Annotated in this window: 13 protein-coding genes; 6 read left to right on the forward strand and 7 right to left on the reverse strand. The window is 32.7% G+C overall.

Annotated features, from left to right (window positions below):
* Nucleotides 1-155: 155 nt before the first annotated feature.
* On the reverse strand, nucleotides 156-662 hold the full coding sequence (locus tag SJY43_RS08580) for a metallophosphoesterase family protein (RefSeq protein WP_396600330.1): 507 nt from the start codon (nucleotides 660-662) through the stop codon (nucleotides 156-158).
* 156 nt (nucleotides 663-818) lie between these two features.
* Here SJY43_RS08580 and SJY43_RS08585 point away from each other — a divergent pair, with 156 nt between their 5' ends.
* From SJY43_RS08585 to SJY43_RS08595, 3 genes are all read left to right on the forward strand, one after another.
* Entirely contained in the window at nucleotides 819-2075 is a 1257-nt protein-coding gene (locus tag SJY43_RS08585) for an NRAMP family divalent metal transporter (protein ID WP_396600331.1), read from the forward strand.
* Between the two features lie 246 nt (nucleotides 2076-2321).
* Nucleotides 2322-3062, forward strand: coding sequence for a tRNA pseudouridine(38-40) synthase TruA (gene truA, locus SJY43_RS08590; protein WP_396600332.1), 741 nt, complete (start codon nucleotides 2322-2324; stop codon nucleotides 3060-3062).
* 3 nt (nucleotides 3063-3065) lie between these two features.
* Complete coding sequence (locus SJY43_RS08595; RefSeq protein ID WP_396600333.1) at nucleotides 3066-4835, forward strand: ABC transporter ATP-binding protein; 1770 nt, start codon at nucleotides 3066-3068, stop codon at nucleotides 4833-4835.
* Nucleotides 4836-4997: 162 nt separating this feature from the next.
* Here SJY43_RS08595 and SJY43_RS08600 read toward each other — a convergent pair whose 3' ends face one another.
* The 6 genes from SJY43_RS08600 to folP form a co-directional block, all read right to left on the reverse strand.
* Entirely contained in the window at nucleotides 4998-7547 is a 2550-nt protein-coding gene (locus tag SJY43_RS08600) for a hypothetical protein (protein WP_396600334.1), read from the reverse strand.
* Between the two features lie 29 nt (nucleotides 7548-7576).
* The gene (locus SJY43_RS08605; RefSeq protein ID WP_396600335.1) at nucleotides 7577-8686 is read right to left on the reverse strand and encodes a hypothetical protein; all 1110 of its coding nucleotides are present in this window, start codon (nucleotides 8684-8686) and stop codon (nucleotides 7577-7579) included.
* A 133-nt stretch (nucleotides 8687-8819) separates the two neighbouring features.
* Complete coding sequence (locus SJY43_RS08610; protein WP_396600336.1) at nucleotides 8820-9596, reverse strand: DUF3667 domain-containing protein; 777 nt, start codon at nucleotides 9594-9596, stop codon at nucleotides 8820-8822.
* A gap of 1 nt (nucleotide 9597) precedes the next feature.
* Nucleotides 9598-10383: a diadenylate cyclase gene (locus SJY43_RS08615; RefSeq protein WP_396600337.1), complete on the reverse strand. Its 786-nt coding sequence runs from the start codon at nucleotides 10381-10383 to the stop codon at nucleotides 9598-9600.
* Between the two features lie 35 nt (nucleotides 10384-10418).
* The gene (locus SJY43_RS08620) at nucleotides 10419-11102 is read right to left on the reverse strand and encodes a hypothetical protein (RefSeq protein WP_396600338.1); all 684 of its coding nucleotides are present in this window, start codon (nucleotides 11100-11102) and stop codon (nucleotides 10419-10421) included.
* 4 nt (nucleotides 11103-11106) lie between these two features.
* Entirely contained in the window at nucleotides 11107-11928 is an 822-nt protein-coding gene (gene folP, locus SJY43_RS08625) for a dihydropteroate synthase (protein ID WP_396600339.1), read from the reverse strand.
* 266 nt (nucleotides 11929-12194) lie between these two features.
* On the opposite strand from folP, the gene SJY43_RS08630 reads away from it, so the two are divergent.
* Genes SJY43_RS08630 through SJY43_RS08640 form a run of 3 tightly spaced genes read left to right on the forward strand, consistent with a single transcriptional unit; the run spans nucleotide 12195 to nucleotide 15390 of the window.
* Entirely contained in the window at nucleotides 12195-12731 is a 537-nt protein-coding gene (locus tag SJY43_RS08630; protein WP_396600340.1) for a DUF1599 domain-containing protein, read from the forward strand.
* 44 nt (nucleotides 12732-12775) lie between these two features.
* A complete protein-coding gene (locus SJY43_RS08635) occupies nucleotides 12776-14266 on the forward strand; it encodes a BT_3928 family protein (protein ID WP_396600341.1) in 1491 nt (496 codons plus the stop codon).
* 47 nt (nucleotides 14267-14313) lie between these two features.
* Nucleotides 14314-15390 (forward strand): ABC transporter permease, encoded by a 1077-nt coding sequence (locus SJY43_RS08640; protein WP_396600342.1) that lies wholly within the window; start codon nucleotides 14314-14316, stop codon nucleotides 15388-15390.
* Nucleotides 15391-15413 lie beyond the last annotated feature (23 nt).

Raw genomic sequence — 15413 nt, forward strand, 5'->3', positions numbered from 1 at the left:
TTTTAATAAGTCAGCAAATTTACAATATTTAAGGAGAAATAGCCTCCCTTAATCCCTCCAAAGGAGGGAAACACTCGATACTAAAAAAAATATAGAAGAAATTCGGAAAACAAATTGCTGTAATAGTGAGCAAGTCCTCTTTGTTTGAGGAGCTTTTAGTTTTTAGGATGCCTAACCGGAAACTCAATAACCTCAAGATTATCAATCTTTTTACCATCAATAGTAAAACGCAACATGGTTCTTACTTTATGAAACCCATGTTTGCCAACCGCACCAGGATTCATATGTATTAAGTTTAATTTCTTATCTGGCATCACTTTTAAAATATGAGAATGCCCACAAATAAAAAGGCGTGGCGGGTTTTGCTTAATAGCCTCACTTACTCTAAGGTTGTATTTTGGCGGATAGCCACCAATGTGCGTGATCCAAACATCAACACCTTCGCACATAAATCGGTTATGTTCGGGGAACTCCAAACGCACTTCTGCATCATCAATATTACCATAAACACCACGCAAAGGTTTTAAAGCTTTAATAGCATCAGTAACTTTTAAATCGCCAATATCACCAGCGTGCCAGACTTCATCGGCTTGCTTAACGTATTTTAAAATGTCTTTGTCTATATAACTGTGGGTGTCAGATAGGAGTAATATTTTGGTCACTTGTGCTGTGTTTATTTTAGTTTTTCAAAAAAATACTTGTGTTGGTAAAGTTATGGATATTTGGGTTAAACTTTTGTAAACTCAAAGTAATATCAGTTTTTGTAATTTTCATAAAAATGTCGAACTTGTTCAAGTTCTTAAACTAGACTAATAACGATGTCAAAATTCAAAACGCTCCTTAAAAATCTTGGTCCGGGATTATTATTTGCCAGCATGGCAATTGGAACCTCGCATTTAGTGCTTTCCACAAAGGCTGGAGCGCAATTTGGCTGGTTTATGATTATTCCAATACTCTTAGCTAACGTTTTAAAATATCCGTTTTTTGAGTTTGGTATTCGTTATACCAACGTTACAGGAAAAAGTATTATTGAAGGTTATAATAGAAGAGGTAAAGGGTATTTGTGGTTGTATGCATTTATAACGTTTGCTACAAGTATTGCAACTCCTGCAGCGCTTTGTGCTGTTACCGCCGGACTTTTTATAAACCTTTTTGGAATACAAGGCGTTGCCTTGTTTCCTGTTGCTTTTGGCTTATTTGCGCTTAATAGCATTATTCTAATTATTGGTAAGTATAAAGTTTTGGAGACGTCTTTAAAATTTCTAATTCCCATCTTGTTTATTGCTTTATTAGTGACTACAGTTCTAGTAATTAACGCAGGACCTATAAACCCAATTCAAAATTTTGAAGCACCTAAGATTTTTGACCAAACAGGAGTTTTGTTTCTTATCACCTTAATAGGTTGGATGCCAACAGCTGTTGAGGCGAGTAGCTGGCTAAGTCTGTGGAGTGTCGAAAAATATAAGGTTGATAGTAATAAACCCTCTTTAAAAGAAGCGCTTCAAGAGTTTAATACAGGTTATATATTAACGGCTATACTTGCTATTTTCTTTTTAGTAATTGGTTGTATGACGCTTTATGGTTCTGGAATAGAATTAAGTGGCAATGCCATAACTTTTGCAGACCAAGTTATAAACCTTTTTACAACACATATAGGTAATTGGGCATACGTTTTTATTGCGGTTTCTGCTTTTGCGACCATGTATAGCACGTGCTTAACGGCACTTGATGCTGTTACACGAGTTGGTATTGATATTACCGGCTTAATTGTTGAAGAACATGAAAAATTTACAGGAAAAAAATACTACGCTGCGGGCATCATTATTATATCTGTTATTAGCATCATTGTACTTTATGCCTTAAGTGCTAATATGGGATTAATTCTTGCCATTGCAACTGCTACTTCGTTTGTATTGGCGCCAATAGTGGGTTATATGAACCTTAAGAATGTTATGAGTCATGATCTTCCTGGTGCTGATAAACCTAAAAAAGGATTGCAACTTTTAACTTATTTTGGTATCATTTTTCTTTCGCTTTTAGCCATCTATTATGGTTGGATGTTACTTTTTAAATAGTAAAGTTTGTGATTTGATTTTCGCGTTAGGGATTGCAGAGGAAAGCCCACAGCCCGACGAAGGAGGTGCGAGGACTTGCAACGAAAAGCCCGACCCTTCGGGTAACGCCCACTTCTCGATACATCCCGAAATAAATTCGGGACACTCGAAGTGACACAATATCTTTTAATATTTAATTAAGATACCTAGCTTTTTAAGATGCGTAAAACTGTCTATCTTTGTGCTTTTAAATAGAGGTATAACGCATTGAGGTATTTTATAGAACTTTCTTATAATGGTAAGGGATATCATGGTTGGCAAAATCAGCCAAATGCGATATCCGTTCAAGAGGTTGTTGAGAAGGCTTTGACGACGGTGTTGCCAGAACAAATTTCTATAATGGGTGCAGGGCGAACCGATGCTGGTGTGCATGCCACACAAATGTTCGCGCATTTTGATACGGATGCTGTTTTTGAATTACCAAAATTAATTTTTAAACTGAATTCTTTTTTGCCAAACGATATTGCTATTCGTGATATTTTTAAGGTAAAACCAGATATACACGCCAGGTTTCATGCTTTGAGTAGAGCCTATTTGTACCGAGTAGCTCTGAATAAAAATGTATTTACGTTTGAGAATAGCTTATTTGTAAAACAGACTTTGGATGTTGATAAAATGAATGAAGCAGCGAAAATTTTATTCGACTATAAAGATTTTCAATGTTTTTCTAAGACGCATACCGATGTAAAAACGTATAATTGTGATATTATGCAAGCGGAATGGCTAGTGAAAGATGATGAGTTGCATTTTGTTATAAAAGCAAACAGGTTTTTAAGAAACATGGTCCGGGCCATTGTAGGTACTATGATTAATATTGGTTTAGGCAAAATGGAGGTTGATGAATTACATAGTATTATTAAATCTAAAAACAGGAGTGAAGCTGGGTTTTCGGTTCCTGCACATGGTTTATATTTAACTGATGTTGAATACCCAAAAGATATAAAATAGTAAATGAGTAATAAGAAAGAAAGCATATTTGATTTTAAACTTTTTAAGCGCCTTTTTGAATACATTAAGCCTTATAAAGCCGTTTTCTTTGGACTCATTTTATTAGTGGTTTTGTTGGCTATTTTTAGTGCGGCGACACCGTATATTACCAAATACGCGATTGACGATAGTATTACAAACAGGATTGAAAAAGACTTTTTGTTTTACATATTGCTTATGCTTGGGGTTTTGATTTTAAATACAGTTTTCCAGTTGTTATTTATCTATTATGCGGCTTGGTTAGGACAGAATTTGGTACAAGATGTACGGGTGAAACTCTTTGACCATTTACTGCGTTTTAAAATGAAGTATTATGATAATTCTTCGGTTGGTTTATTGATAACCCGTGCGGTGACAGATATGGAGCGTATTGCCGATATTTTTGGTCAGGGTTTATTCATGATTTTTAAAGACTTACTAACTATGACTGTTGTTTTTGGCGTTATGGTAAACTTGAATTTTAAGTTGAGTGGTATTGTTTTTATTATGATGCCTTTATTGCTTTACGCTACGCGTATTTTTCAGAAGTATATGAAAAAGGCTTTTGAAGATGTACGAACAGAAGTTTCTAACCTAAATAGCTTTGTGCAAGAGCGATTAACCGGCATGAAAATCTTGCAACTGTTTACTCGCGAGGATGTGGAACTAAAGAATTTTAAAGCCATTAACGAACGCCATAAAAAAGGCTGGGTAAAAACGGTTTGGTATAATTCGATATTTTTTCCGTTGGCAGATTTATCGTCGTCTATTACTATTGGCTTAGTGGCTTGGTATGGCGGTTTAAATGTGGTTTTGCAAAACAGTTCAGTGACTCAAGGTGATTTGGTAGCGTTTATCATGTTTGTGCCTATGTTGTTTAGGCCTTTGCGCCAAATTGCAGATAAGTTTAATACCTTGCAAATGGGTATGGTTGCTGCAACGCGTGTGTTTAAAATAATTGATACGACCTCTCAAATTGATGATTTAGGAACGCATGTTGCTGAAGCTTTTAAGGGCGATATAAAATTTGATAATGTTCACTTTAGTTACGTGGAAGATGAGAAAGTTTTAAAAGGAATTTCTTTTGATGTAAAAGCTGGTAATACGGTTGCTATTGTTGGTGCTACTGGAGCTGGAAAATCAACTATTATTAACTTACTGAATCGGTTTTACGAGATTGGTGATGGTGTAATTTCGGTTGATGGTATTGATATTAAAGATGTAACTTTAGCGTCATTAAGAACTCAGATTGCAGTAGTTTTGCAGGATGTGTTTTTGTTTGCTGATACTATTTTGAATAATATTACACTTGATCATCCTGAGATTACAGAGGCGCAAGTACACAAAGCAGCCAAAGATATTGGGATTCATGATTTTATTATGACCTTGCCTGATGGCTACCATTATAACGTGAAAGAACGTGGAGTAATGTTGAGTTCTGGTCAGCGTCAACTCATTTCATTTTTACGTGCTTATGTAACTAACCCAAGTATTTTGGTGTTGGATGAAGCCACATCTTCTGTAGATTCTTATTCTGAACAACTCATCCAGAATGCTACCGATAAAATTACCAAAGGCAGAACCTCTATTGTTATTGCGCACCGTTTAGCAACTATTAAAAAAGCAGACAAGATTATTGTTATGGATGCTGGTAAAATTGTTGAACAGGGCACGCATACCGAACTCCTGAAAAAGGAAAACGGATACTACAGGAATTTATACGAAGTTCAGTTTTTGCAGGAAGAGGTGGCTTAGAGATTATTGTTTTGTTTCAAGTTTTAATCTTTGTTCATTTTGCTTTTATATAAACTAAACCAAAAATAATTTAGATTTTTTTGAAGTGCATCTTTCTGTGACATAGTTATTAATAGCAGCAGAAAGATACACTTTTTATGTTAACATTTTATATTGTTTTTTTTATTCAAGGGTCACTGTTAGTTGACCAATTGCCTGGGTAGCTGCTAATCTAGCTACGGCTTCTCCATATCTTGGACCGCAATTGTTTATTCCTCCTCCATAGATAAATAGCTCGAAATCACCTTCTAAAGCTATAGGGTCACCGTTTTCATCAGTTGCATTCACGCTATCATTTGCATATTGAGTTGAATTATTATTCCAATCCCAACTCCAACTTCCATATTCATAACCATCTCCATCTATTACACTTTCAACCGTTAAAGAATAACTTTTGGCATTCTTTATTTTTTTGACAAAAAAGGAGTTTGTCAAAAAATTCCGATCACTTGGTATTGTTACAATAGGGTTGTAAGAGACGAAACATACATCATCTGAGTGTCTTACGATATAAAAGGTGTCTTCTAAAACAAAGTATTTCTTTTTAGGGTCGTTATCAATGTTTACAACTGCATCAGCTGAAGCTATGATTTCATAATCTTGACTACTGCCTTTAGGCTTTGCATAAATAACGGCTTGAAAATCTTCGGTACCCATCATAACATCGGTATCTGTGCATAAATATTCAATAGCATTGGTATTATAAGCAGTAAACAACGTTTTATTTGCTTTAAACCCTCCATAATTGCCAGAGGTTTTCCAAATTATTTTGTAATCAAATTGATTATTTGGTATTGTTGTTTCGCCATCGTTATGTTCTAGTTTTAAGTTTAACGAGGTATTACCGTTTATGGTTATTCCATTGGGTTTTATTACAAAATTATTCTTTTTAACATTAACTTCCATGGTGTCGGTACCAACTTCAAATCTTCCGCTTGTGTTAACAATAAATACTTTTACGCTTACTTCTTCTATATTATCGCCATCCGATAATTGAGATTCGCCGGCGTTACTTAAAAAATAAACTTTATCGAAATTTGAGGTAAAGGTTGTGCCGCTATTTCCATTTAAGTCATTTATAACGCCACCATAAGTTGTAGTTGTAGACCATTCGTATTCAAGTTTATCTCCTGTGTTTAAGGTGGTTTGAGATATTATGGCTGTTATTTCTTGAGTTTTATTGGCAAGAATAGTAACGTTAGCACGTTTAGGTGCGAGTTTTACTTTTCCCTTTTCAACGGTAACTGTCCAAGATTCTGAAGTACTCGCATCTTCTAAAAAATAGTTAAGACAATCGAAACTTTCTTTTTTCATAACATCATTTAAGATGTTTAAAATTTTAGTTTCAATATCTTTTTGTTCGTCAGTGATGTTATAATTATAGGCGTTAGGGCTATCTCCAGCTAAAACATCATAAATATCTTGCATAATATTGAAAGCGTCACCAAAGCCGCTTCCTTGACTATAAATATCGTTTAAAAAGGTTTCAATGGCATTTTTATAATTACCGTTAAAAACTAAATCTAGCACTGTTGAGTTACTTTCAAGATAGGGTAAAACCGCGGCATACAGTGCATCGTTTTTAGAACCTTCCAATTTATTGAATTCGCTTTTTCTTCCAACAACATCTAAAACAATTGGAAGAAAGTAGTCTATGATGAATGCTTTTTTTGCTAATTCTTCAAATTTTTCATTTTCAGCATTAGTCATTTCTCTATTGGAATTACTTCCTCCAGCACCAATAATAGTAACTTCGTACTTAGCTTCAGATTGGTTGTTAGTAAGTTCTAAATCAACAGCTTCAGATATGGTTTCTTTAAATCTTTTGGTTTGACATGCTATGGATAACACTCTAATATTAGCTTTAACATCTTGTCCAGTATGTTCTGCTCTTGCAATTTCGAATTGAATATCGGCTTGGTCGGTTCCAAAAACTTTTGAGTTTATTATGGTTTCTTGTCCGTTTAAATCTTTTGTAGATTTTTTATAAATGAAAGCATGCCCATCTCGTGAATATTTATTTTTAATTTGAATTTTATTTTCGGGTACATCTTCAATTGAAATGCCACTTCTTGCATCTTTCTTGTCGACATTCACTTTGCTTTCTATATTTATAATCTCAATTTTTGACAATGATTCCAGTTGCTCTAATAACAAATTAGAATACAACCCATTTTTAAGCATCAATGGGTTTGATTTAAAAAGAGCTGTTAATCCTTCGCTAAAGGTTGTAAACTCTTCGAGTGCGCCAATTTCCTTTATATATGCATCTTTGTATTGATTATCTTGAAGATAGGTTGGTATAGCGTAATATAAGAGAACTTCGGCAGTAGAGTTTATTGATATTTCATTTTTGTCTTGCGAAATAAAACCTGCTAATAAAGGTTCGTTATTAGAGTCGATTAAAAATGCTAGTTCGGTACTACCTTCAAATATTGAAGCCGTTGCTTTTCCTTGAGCATTTACATTAGCGTTTGTTCCGAGGGTATAAATAAACGTGTCACCTAAACCAAGTTTAGCGTCTTCGGGTAAAGTAACAGTTACGTCTATGTTTTCTCTACCAGCAATTTCGCCTTGCTTTTCCTTTTCAGTTGGCCCATCATCTTTATTACAACTTAAGTTAAGCATGAATAATGCAAGACATATTAGCGAGAGTGTTTTGAAGTTTTTCATAGTTTTTTTATTAAATTTTTGATGCGTTTTTAGTTGACTTTATTTCCTTTTGTCCAAGTTTCGTTATTAAGATTAGGGTCTAAATTGGGATCGAAATTTACATTATCCGTTGGTATGTATTCGCCATTACCGTTTATCCAATATACATTACTACCGGCATCAACTTGATAATTTGTACTTCCTGTGGAAACAGTTTGCCTTTCTAAATGCACATCCATAAATTGTTTGTGTTTGCGGTCTATCATGGCGCTATGTGCTCTGCCTCTTCGCACAATGGCTTCACCCTCAGCAATTAAACCGCGCATGCGTTCTTGATGCAACTTTCCCAATCTAGCAGATTCTTGAGCATCTTCCATGTAGCGTGTTTGCAACCATTTCGGATTGAATTTAGTGTTTTCAAGAGCGTAGAAATATCTGGTTTTTGCTATTTCAAAATTAGCATCAGATGTTTCCATCATATTTAATGTGTAACCCCAATAGCAGGCTTCTTGGGTATAAGTGATATATTGTCGAATTATTATAATAGCACGCTTATTATCCTTACTTACCCATTCTGTTGCAAGTGCATCAAACGTTTTTTGCATGGGTAATGGTTTAAAAACAAACTGCTCGTAATTTTCATCGAAGGCTTTTAGTTGAGGTACTTTGTATTGCTTTGTTAGTTTTGCGCCTTCTTTAGCTGCTAAAGGAACCAACACTTGTTTAGTTATTTGCTCTGTACTCTGTAATGGTTTAATTTGTTTTCCCATTTCTAGTGACATTTGGTTGTAGCCTGGTAGTTGAGAATACACAAACTCATTAATTTTTGTTTGAAACACTTTGGTGTCGTTAGGACCAAAAATTTGTGCACCTTCACTATCTGGTTTGTTTTTTAAAACCCAATCACTAGGTAATGGTAAATAACACATTGCCATATTTCTTTGAGGGTCGCCTAACTTGTGAAATATAATTTTATGCTCTACTTTTTTGCTAGATTGAAGTTTTGTAAGATTAACATTTTCTTTAAGCGTATAGATTTTTCCATCAAGCTCGATGGTTTTATTAGCCTGTAAGTGCGCTTTATCTTTTGAAGGTTGTCCACAAGAATAGTTTAAGAAACAGAGGGTTAACCATAAAATAATTTTTGATGTAGCTTGCATGAGTAAAGATTTAAAATAGGTTTATATCTCTACATATAGACAGGCTTAAAATGTCATCATTTATTTTTTGATTTTTTTTAGAAAAGGTTACTTTTAGTTTATGTTGTTTGGGATTTTTGTAAACCTCTTTTGTTTACTTTTTGGCTATTATATAACCAATAACTGCAGAGCAAATAATTATTAAAATGAAAAAGATAGCATAGATAAGCATTATTAAAATAAACCTAGAAATACTCTCTAAAAGTTTCGTTTTAAATACTTTATGTAAAACATATAGCAAGTAAATTAAAGTTATGATAGTAATGAAAGATGAAATAACCAAGTAGTCTATACCTAAACATAAAAATAATATGCCTGTAAGACTACTTATTATAATAACTTGAGCAGAATAATATAGATTTATAACAATATGTTCTGTGAAATTATAACGTCTATCATTAACAATAAAATAAGTAAACCATGTTGAAAAAGCAGATAGAGGTACACTTAAAACATAAATTAAACTCTGGTAATTATTTATCTCTTCATAATTGAAGTTTTCTGGAGAGAAAGGGTTGTCTTTACCGTAAGTTTTATTTCCAAAAAGCGCATCCATATTCATGGCGTCTTTAAAGAAAGTATTCATTAAAAAAACTTGAATCCCAACAAGCGTTAATGAAATTGCAAAATATTGTATAACATTTACATGTTTTTTACGGGTGCCATTAATAAAATTAACAATAACATCATCAGGCTTAGAGAAAAGATCTAGAAATGTTTTTAGGAGTTTATTGTCTAAATTGAAAAATTTATCGCCTATTTCGGCACAAATACTTTTAAATGTAAGTCGTTTGGTTATCACTTTGGCACCGCACTCAAAACAGTAGTTTTTTGAATTTTCTAGCTTGGTATCACAGTTTTTACAATTCAAATTATATTAAGTCTTTTTTAATCATGGTATTGAGCTCTGTTGAGTCTTCAAAAACTACAAATTCACCATCTTTAAAATAGGAAATATGCCCAGTTTCTTCACTAACAACTAACGCTAGAGCATCTGTCTTTTCGGTAACACCAATAGCAGCTCTATGCCTTAAACCAAATCGTTGAGGTATATTTTTTTCGTTATTTACAGGAAGTATCACACGTGTTGCTTTAACGACATTGTTACTTACTATAATAGCGCCATCGTGTAGCGGACTATTTTTAAAAAAGATACTTTCTATAATAGGTTGAGTGACTTTAATATTCATTTCATCTCCAGATTGCGATAAAAAATCTAGATTATTATTGCGTTCAAAAACAATAAGAGCACCGGTTTTAGACATCGACATTTTGTTACAAGCAGAAATAACAGCATCGACATCAGTTGTATCACTAGTTTCAGTTTTTAAAAAACTTATTTTTTGTAAAAACTTACGTCGCCTACCAAAATTTGTTGAGCCAACCATTAATAAAAATTTCCTTATTTCTGGTTGAAAAACAACAATTAAAGCAATAATTCCCACTTTCATAAAACCTCCAAAAATACTTGTTAGAAGTTCCATTTCTAGGAAGTCGGTTAATCGCCATGCCCCGTAAACAATTATGATTCCTATAAAAATATTGATGGCAACCGTACCTTTAATTAATTTGTATGCATAGTAGAGTAGTAGTGCTACTAAAATAACATCTATGAAATCAACAGGGGTGAATTTCAAAAGGTCTTTAAAAATATCCAATGGCCGTGGGTTTTGGTAAATTTAGTAAAATATGGTTAATTAAAGATAAATTCTTTATTCGAGATTTTGGTTTGTTTTAAATCTGTATTTTCTATAATTGACTTATAATCAATGTAGTTTTGAAAAGATAAGTTTTCATCAAAATTCAATAAAATTATTCCGTTTAAAGTATCACATTTTTTCAAGTAATGCGATATACTATCTTTAGTTGTTTCTAAAAATTTAGTTTTTAAAGATGTACTTGCAAAGATTATTTTATTGCTTAAATCAAATGCTATTGCAGTTGAGTTGTTTGAGTCTTGAAAATTGGAAAGTATTCCAGAATAACTATTGAGAGATTCATTTTGATAGGTAACATCCGTAAACTCAACAAAACCTAAATTCTTTCTATTCGTATCATTACAAGTATAATAGTTTTTAGTGCCTTCTTTTTTATGACTAGAATTCTCCTTTTTATCTTGAAGGTATTTAATATGAGGAATTACTTGTTTTAGTGTTAAACGTTTATCTACATTAATCAACCAATTTGTTGAGCTTATAAGATTTTTTCGATTTAACTCTACACTATCTTTTTGAGTTTCATCGTAAAATAAATAGGCAGGAGAAACATCTAGTATTTCTGTAATTTTAGAATGGCTAATCTCAGGTAATTGAAGTGTTTTTTTGTTCCCGCATGAAAACAAAACAGTTATAATCAATACAAATATTATTTTCTTCATAATTTTAATCTAGCAATCTAGTTAATTTGATACATTCCATAGCTTCTTTAACATCATGAACTCTTAAAATAGAAGCGCCCTTCTGTATTGCAACCGTATTTAAGACCGATGTGCCGTTTAAAGCCTCTTTCGCTGAGATTTCTAAGGTTTTATAAATCATAGATTTTCTAGAAACACCAGCAAGTAGTGGTTTTTCAATCATTTTAAAAAGCTCTAGTTTATTAAGTAATTCGAAATTTTGCTCTAAAGTTTTAGCAAAACCAAAACCAGGATCTATTATCACATCTACGATACCTAAAGAATTGGCAGCCGCTATTCTTTCAGAAAAATAAAACAAAATATCTTTAAGTAAATTATCATAAATGGTTTGCTGTTGCATGGTTTGAGGTGTTCCTCTCATATGCATCATGATATATGGTACCTTTATGTCGGCAATGGTTTTTAACATGTTTTTATCAAGTAACCCAGCCGAAATATCATTAACCATGCAAGCACCAGTTGCAATGGTTTGTTTGGCAACGTTACTTCTAAAAGTATCGATAGAAAGTAAGGTTTCTGGAAAAGCTTTTAAAATTAATTCAACTATGGGTAGGATGCGCTTTAATTCGTCATCTTCACTAACATGATCTGCATTTGGTCTGGAACTGTATGCACCTACATCAATAAACGTAGCGCCTTCATTTAGCATATGCTCAACATGTTTTAAAACTTCTGCTTCATTTTTATGAGCACCGCCATCATAAAACGAATCTGGGGTTATGTTTAAAATCCCCATCACTTTTGGTGACGATAAATCTATAAGCTGGCCTTTGCAATTAATTGTCATTTATACTGTTTTGTATGGTGTTGGTACATGGAACTTATATTAACTTTTTCTATTCCCTAAAAAATGGTTAAAATTCACACATATTACGTTACTTTTATTATGCTTAGCGATGCTATGCCTTTCAAAAAGTGCCTTATCTGGACAAATTTAATCTCATTTTCGGTTAAACACAAAAAGTTAAGATGAGATCAGTTTAAAACTTTAAACCATAAACCTTGAAGGTTTTAATTATTTATGCGAAATTTACGGAAAATTCAATTTAATTTATGCAAGATACTTCAAAACAATACGATGCCGTAATAGATACCTGCAAAAGTTTATTTATAAATAAAATGAGTGATTACGGAAGTGCATGGAGAATCCTTAGGTTACCATCATTAACCGATCAGATTTTTATAAAAGCGCAACGTATTAGAGGTTTGCAGCAAAATGACGTCCAGAAGGTTGATGAAGGGCAAGAAAGCGAGTTTATAGGCATTATTAATTATTGTGTTATGGCACTTATTCAGTTAGAAAAAGGTGTTGTAGAGCAACCAGATATGTCTACCAAAGAAGCGACAGAGCTATATACAGAAAAAGTGGCTTTAACTAAGCAGCTAATGGAAGATAAAAACCATGATTACGGTGAAGCTTGGCGCGATATGAGAGTGAGTAGTTTAACAGATTTAATTTTGCAAAAATTACTTCGAGTAAAGCAAATTGAAGATAATAAAGGTAAAACATTGGTTAGTGAAGGTATTGATGCGAACTACCAAGACATGATAAATTATGCCGTTTTTGCCATGATTCATCTAAATGAATAAACGATTTAGTCATAAAATAAGAACTATATAAAATAAATTTTCAAATGAAAGTTGTTATTGCAATTGTGAGAATAATAGTTGGTGTATTATTCATCATATCCGGATTTGTTAAGCTAGTTGACCCTATAGGATTCTCAATTAAGCTATCAGAATATTTTAGTGAAGAAGTTTTAAACCTAACTTTTTTAGAGCCTTTTGTGCTTTGGTTTGCACTTTTCGTGGTTATTTATGAAATTCTTCTTGGAGTATTTTTGTTAATAGGCTATAAACCGAAATTAACAGCTTGGGGGTTATTATTGATGATTTTATTCTTCACATTCCTAACCTTTTACACAGCCTATTTTAATAAAGTAACAGATTGTGGTTGTTTTGGAGATGCTGTTAAACTATCCCCTTGGGAAACATTTGCCAAAGATGTTGCTTTACTTGTGATGATTTTAATCCTTTTCGCAGGAATAAAACATATAAAACCAATCTTTAGTAAATTTGGTTTGGTGCTTACTTCGTTTTTTAGTTTTATTGCTTGTTTGTGGTTGGGGTATCACGTTCTTATGCACTTACCAATAATAGATTTTAGACCCTATAAAGTTGGAGCCAATATTACAGAAAATATGAGCATTCCAGAAGATGCACCAAATCCTATTGTTGAATATTATTGGAAGTTTAATATTAATGGTAAAGAAGAAATAATTACTACAAATGGAAATTATCCAAAAGTTGATGGCGATTTTATTGGCGTAGACACTAAAGTTATAAAAGAAGGATATGAACCTCCAATTCACGATTTCTCAATTGAGAATGAAGAAGGTGATTTTACCGAGCAAATGCTTGATGAGGAAAACCTTATCATTATTGTAGCTTATAATTTAGATTTTGCGGAAGAAGATGGAGTTGTCAAACTAAAAGCGATGTCTGATAAAGCGATTAAAAATGGTTATAAGGTCATAGGTATGACGGCAACTGGTAATGAGAAGCAACAGCAATTTAAAGAGAATCATAAACTTAATTTCGATTTTTATTTCTGCGATGAAACGGCATTAAAAACAATTGTGCGTTCTAATCCAGGAATATTAAAATTGAGTAAAGGTACTGTTATTCAAAAAGTACATTGGAACGATATTGGTGATTTGGAGTTGCAAGAAGTTGAAAGAAGTCCAAAGCTTCTAAAAAACGATGAAAACGTTGCTATATTTATTGATGGTAAGTTGTCAACTCATGAACAAATTAACGCTATAAATGAAGATGATATTAAGGTTATGTATGTTTATAAAGACCAAGAACCAGTAAAAGAATTCAATAAAAAAAATAATACTAGTTTTGATAATATTATTAAGGTTGGGTTAAAGAATTCTAAAAATGATGTTGCTTATTTTGTAAACGGAGAACCTTCTACTAAAAAAGCTGTAGAAGCTTTAAATACAGATAAAATTGAAAGTGTAAATGTTATAAAAGACTCAATTCAACTTAAAGAATTTAATGCTGAAAATCATACTTTTTATACAGGTAAGGTGGAAGTTAAATTAAAGGATGAATAGTCGATATCTATTTTTAAACATTTTTGAGTTAAACACCTAAACCATTTTTGATAAGCTACTTATTAAATAAAATATTCTACGCATTACTCACATTACTTGGAGTGGTTACCGTTATTTTCTTTTTATTTAGTGTGCTTCCGGGGGACCCTGCGCAAATGATGATGGGACAAAATGATGATAGCGAGCAGCTAACAATTGTTAAGAAAAAATACGGATTCGATAAACCCGTTACCACACAGTATTTATATTATTTAAATGATTTATCTCCAGTTTCATTTCACTCAAATCATTCAGAAGATTATACCTTTTTAAGTGAAGGGAAATATAATGCAGTAAAACTATTTGCACTTGGCAATACAACAGCGGTAGTAAAGCAACCTTACCTAAGAGAATCCTTTGCTAAACAGGGTAAACGCGTTAGTCAAGTATTATCTGAAACTTTACCAAATACATTTGTATTAGCCGTATCAGCCATAATTATAGCTATAATATTAGGTATTATGTTAGGTATCGTTTCAGCATTGTTTAAAGATAAATGGCTCGATAAAACCATTCAAATTTTAAGCACGTTTGGTATGAGTATTCCATCGTTTTTTAGCGCCATTTTATTCGCTTGGTTTTTTGGATATTTGTTACACGATTTTACCAATTTAGAAATGACAGGTAGTTTATACGAACTCGATGACTTTGGAGAAGCCATGCACATTAAATGGAAAAACTTAATATTACCAGCTGTGGTTTTGGGTATACGTCCGTTGGCTGTTGTTATTCAGTTAATGCGAAATTCGTTGTTAGAGGTCTTTAATCAAGACTATATAAGAACTGCTAGAGCAAAAGGATTAAGCGAATTTCAAATAATAAAAAAGCACGCTGTTAAAAATGCATTAAATCCTGTAGTAACCGCAATTTCTGGATGGTTTGCATCTATGCTAGCAGGAGCTGTATTTGTAGAATATATTTTTGGCTGGAACGGATTAGGTAAAGAAATTGTAAATGCCTTAAATACATTAGATTTACCAGTAATTATGGGTTCGGTGTTAATTATAGCGGTAATGTTTATAATTATCAATATTTTTGTAGACTTAATCTATGTTTGGTTAGACCCAAAGGTGAAATTAAAGTAGTATTTCATTAAAAAGGTTTTTTT

This window comes from Algibacter sp. R77976, assembly GCF_044594645.1.
Taxonomy (GTDB): Bacteria; Bacteroidota; Bacteroidia; order Flavobacteriales; family Flavobacteriaceae; genus Algibacter_B.

What these genes read in the sequence shown, in the direction of transcription:
- SJY43_RS08585 (WP_396600331.1), top strand. Translation starts at nt 819, where the DNA reads ATGTCAAAATTCAAAACGCTCCTTAAAAATCTTGGTCCGGGATTATTA.
- SJY43_RS08595 (WP_396600333.1), top strand. Translation starts at nt 3,066, where the DNA reads ATGAGTAATAAGAAAGAAAGCATATTTGATTTTAAACTTTTTAAGCGC.
- SJY43_RS08600 (WP_396600334.1), bottom strand. Translation starts at nt 7,547, where the DNA reads ATGAAAAACTTCAAAACACTCTCGCTAATATGTCTTGCATTATTCATG.
- SJY43_RS08605 (WP_396600335.1), bottom strand. Translation starts at nt 8,686, where the DNA reads ATGCAAGCTACATCAAAAATTATTTTATGGTTAACCCTCTGTTTCTTA.
- SJY43_RS08620 (WP_396600338.1), bottom strand. Translation starts at nt 11,102, where the DNA reads ATGAAGAAAATAATATTTGTATTGATTATAACTGTTTTGTTTTCATGC.
- folP (WP_396600339.1), bottom strand. Translation starts at nt 11,928, where the DNA reads ATGACAATTAATTGCAAAGGCCAGCTTATAGATTTATCGTCACCAAAA.
- SJY43_RS08630 (WP_396600340.1), top strand. Translation starts at nt 12,195, where the DNA reads ATGCAAGATACTTCAAAACAATACGATGCCGTAATAGATACCTGCAAA.
- SJY43_RS08635 (WP_396600341.1), top strand. Translation starts at nt 12,776, where the DNA reads ATGAAAGTTGTTATTGCAATTGTGAGAATAATAGTTGGTGTATTATTC.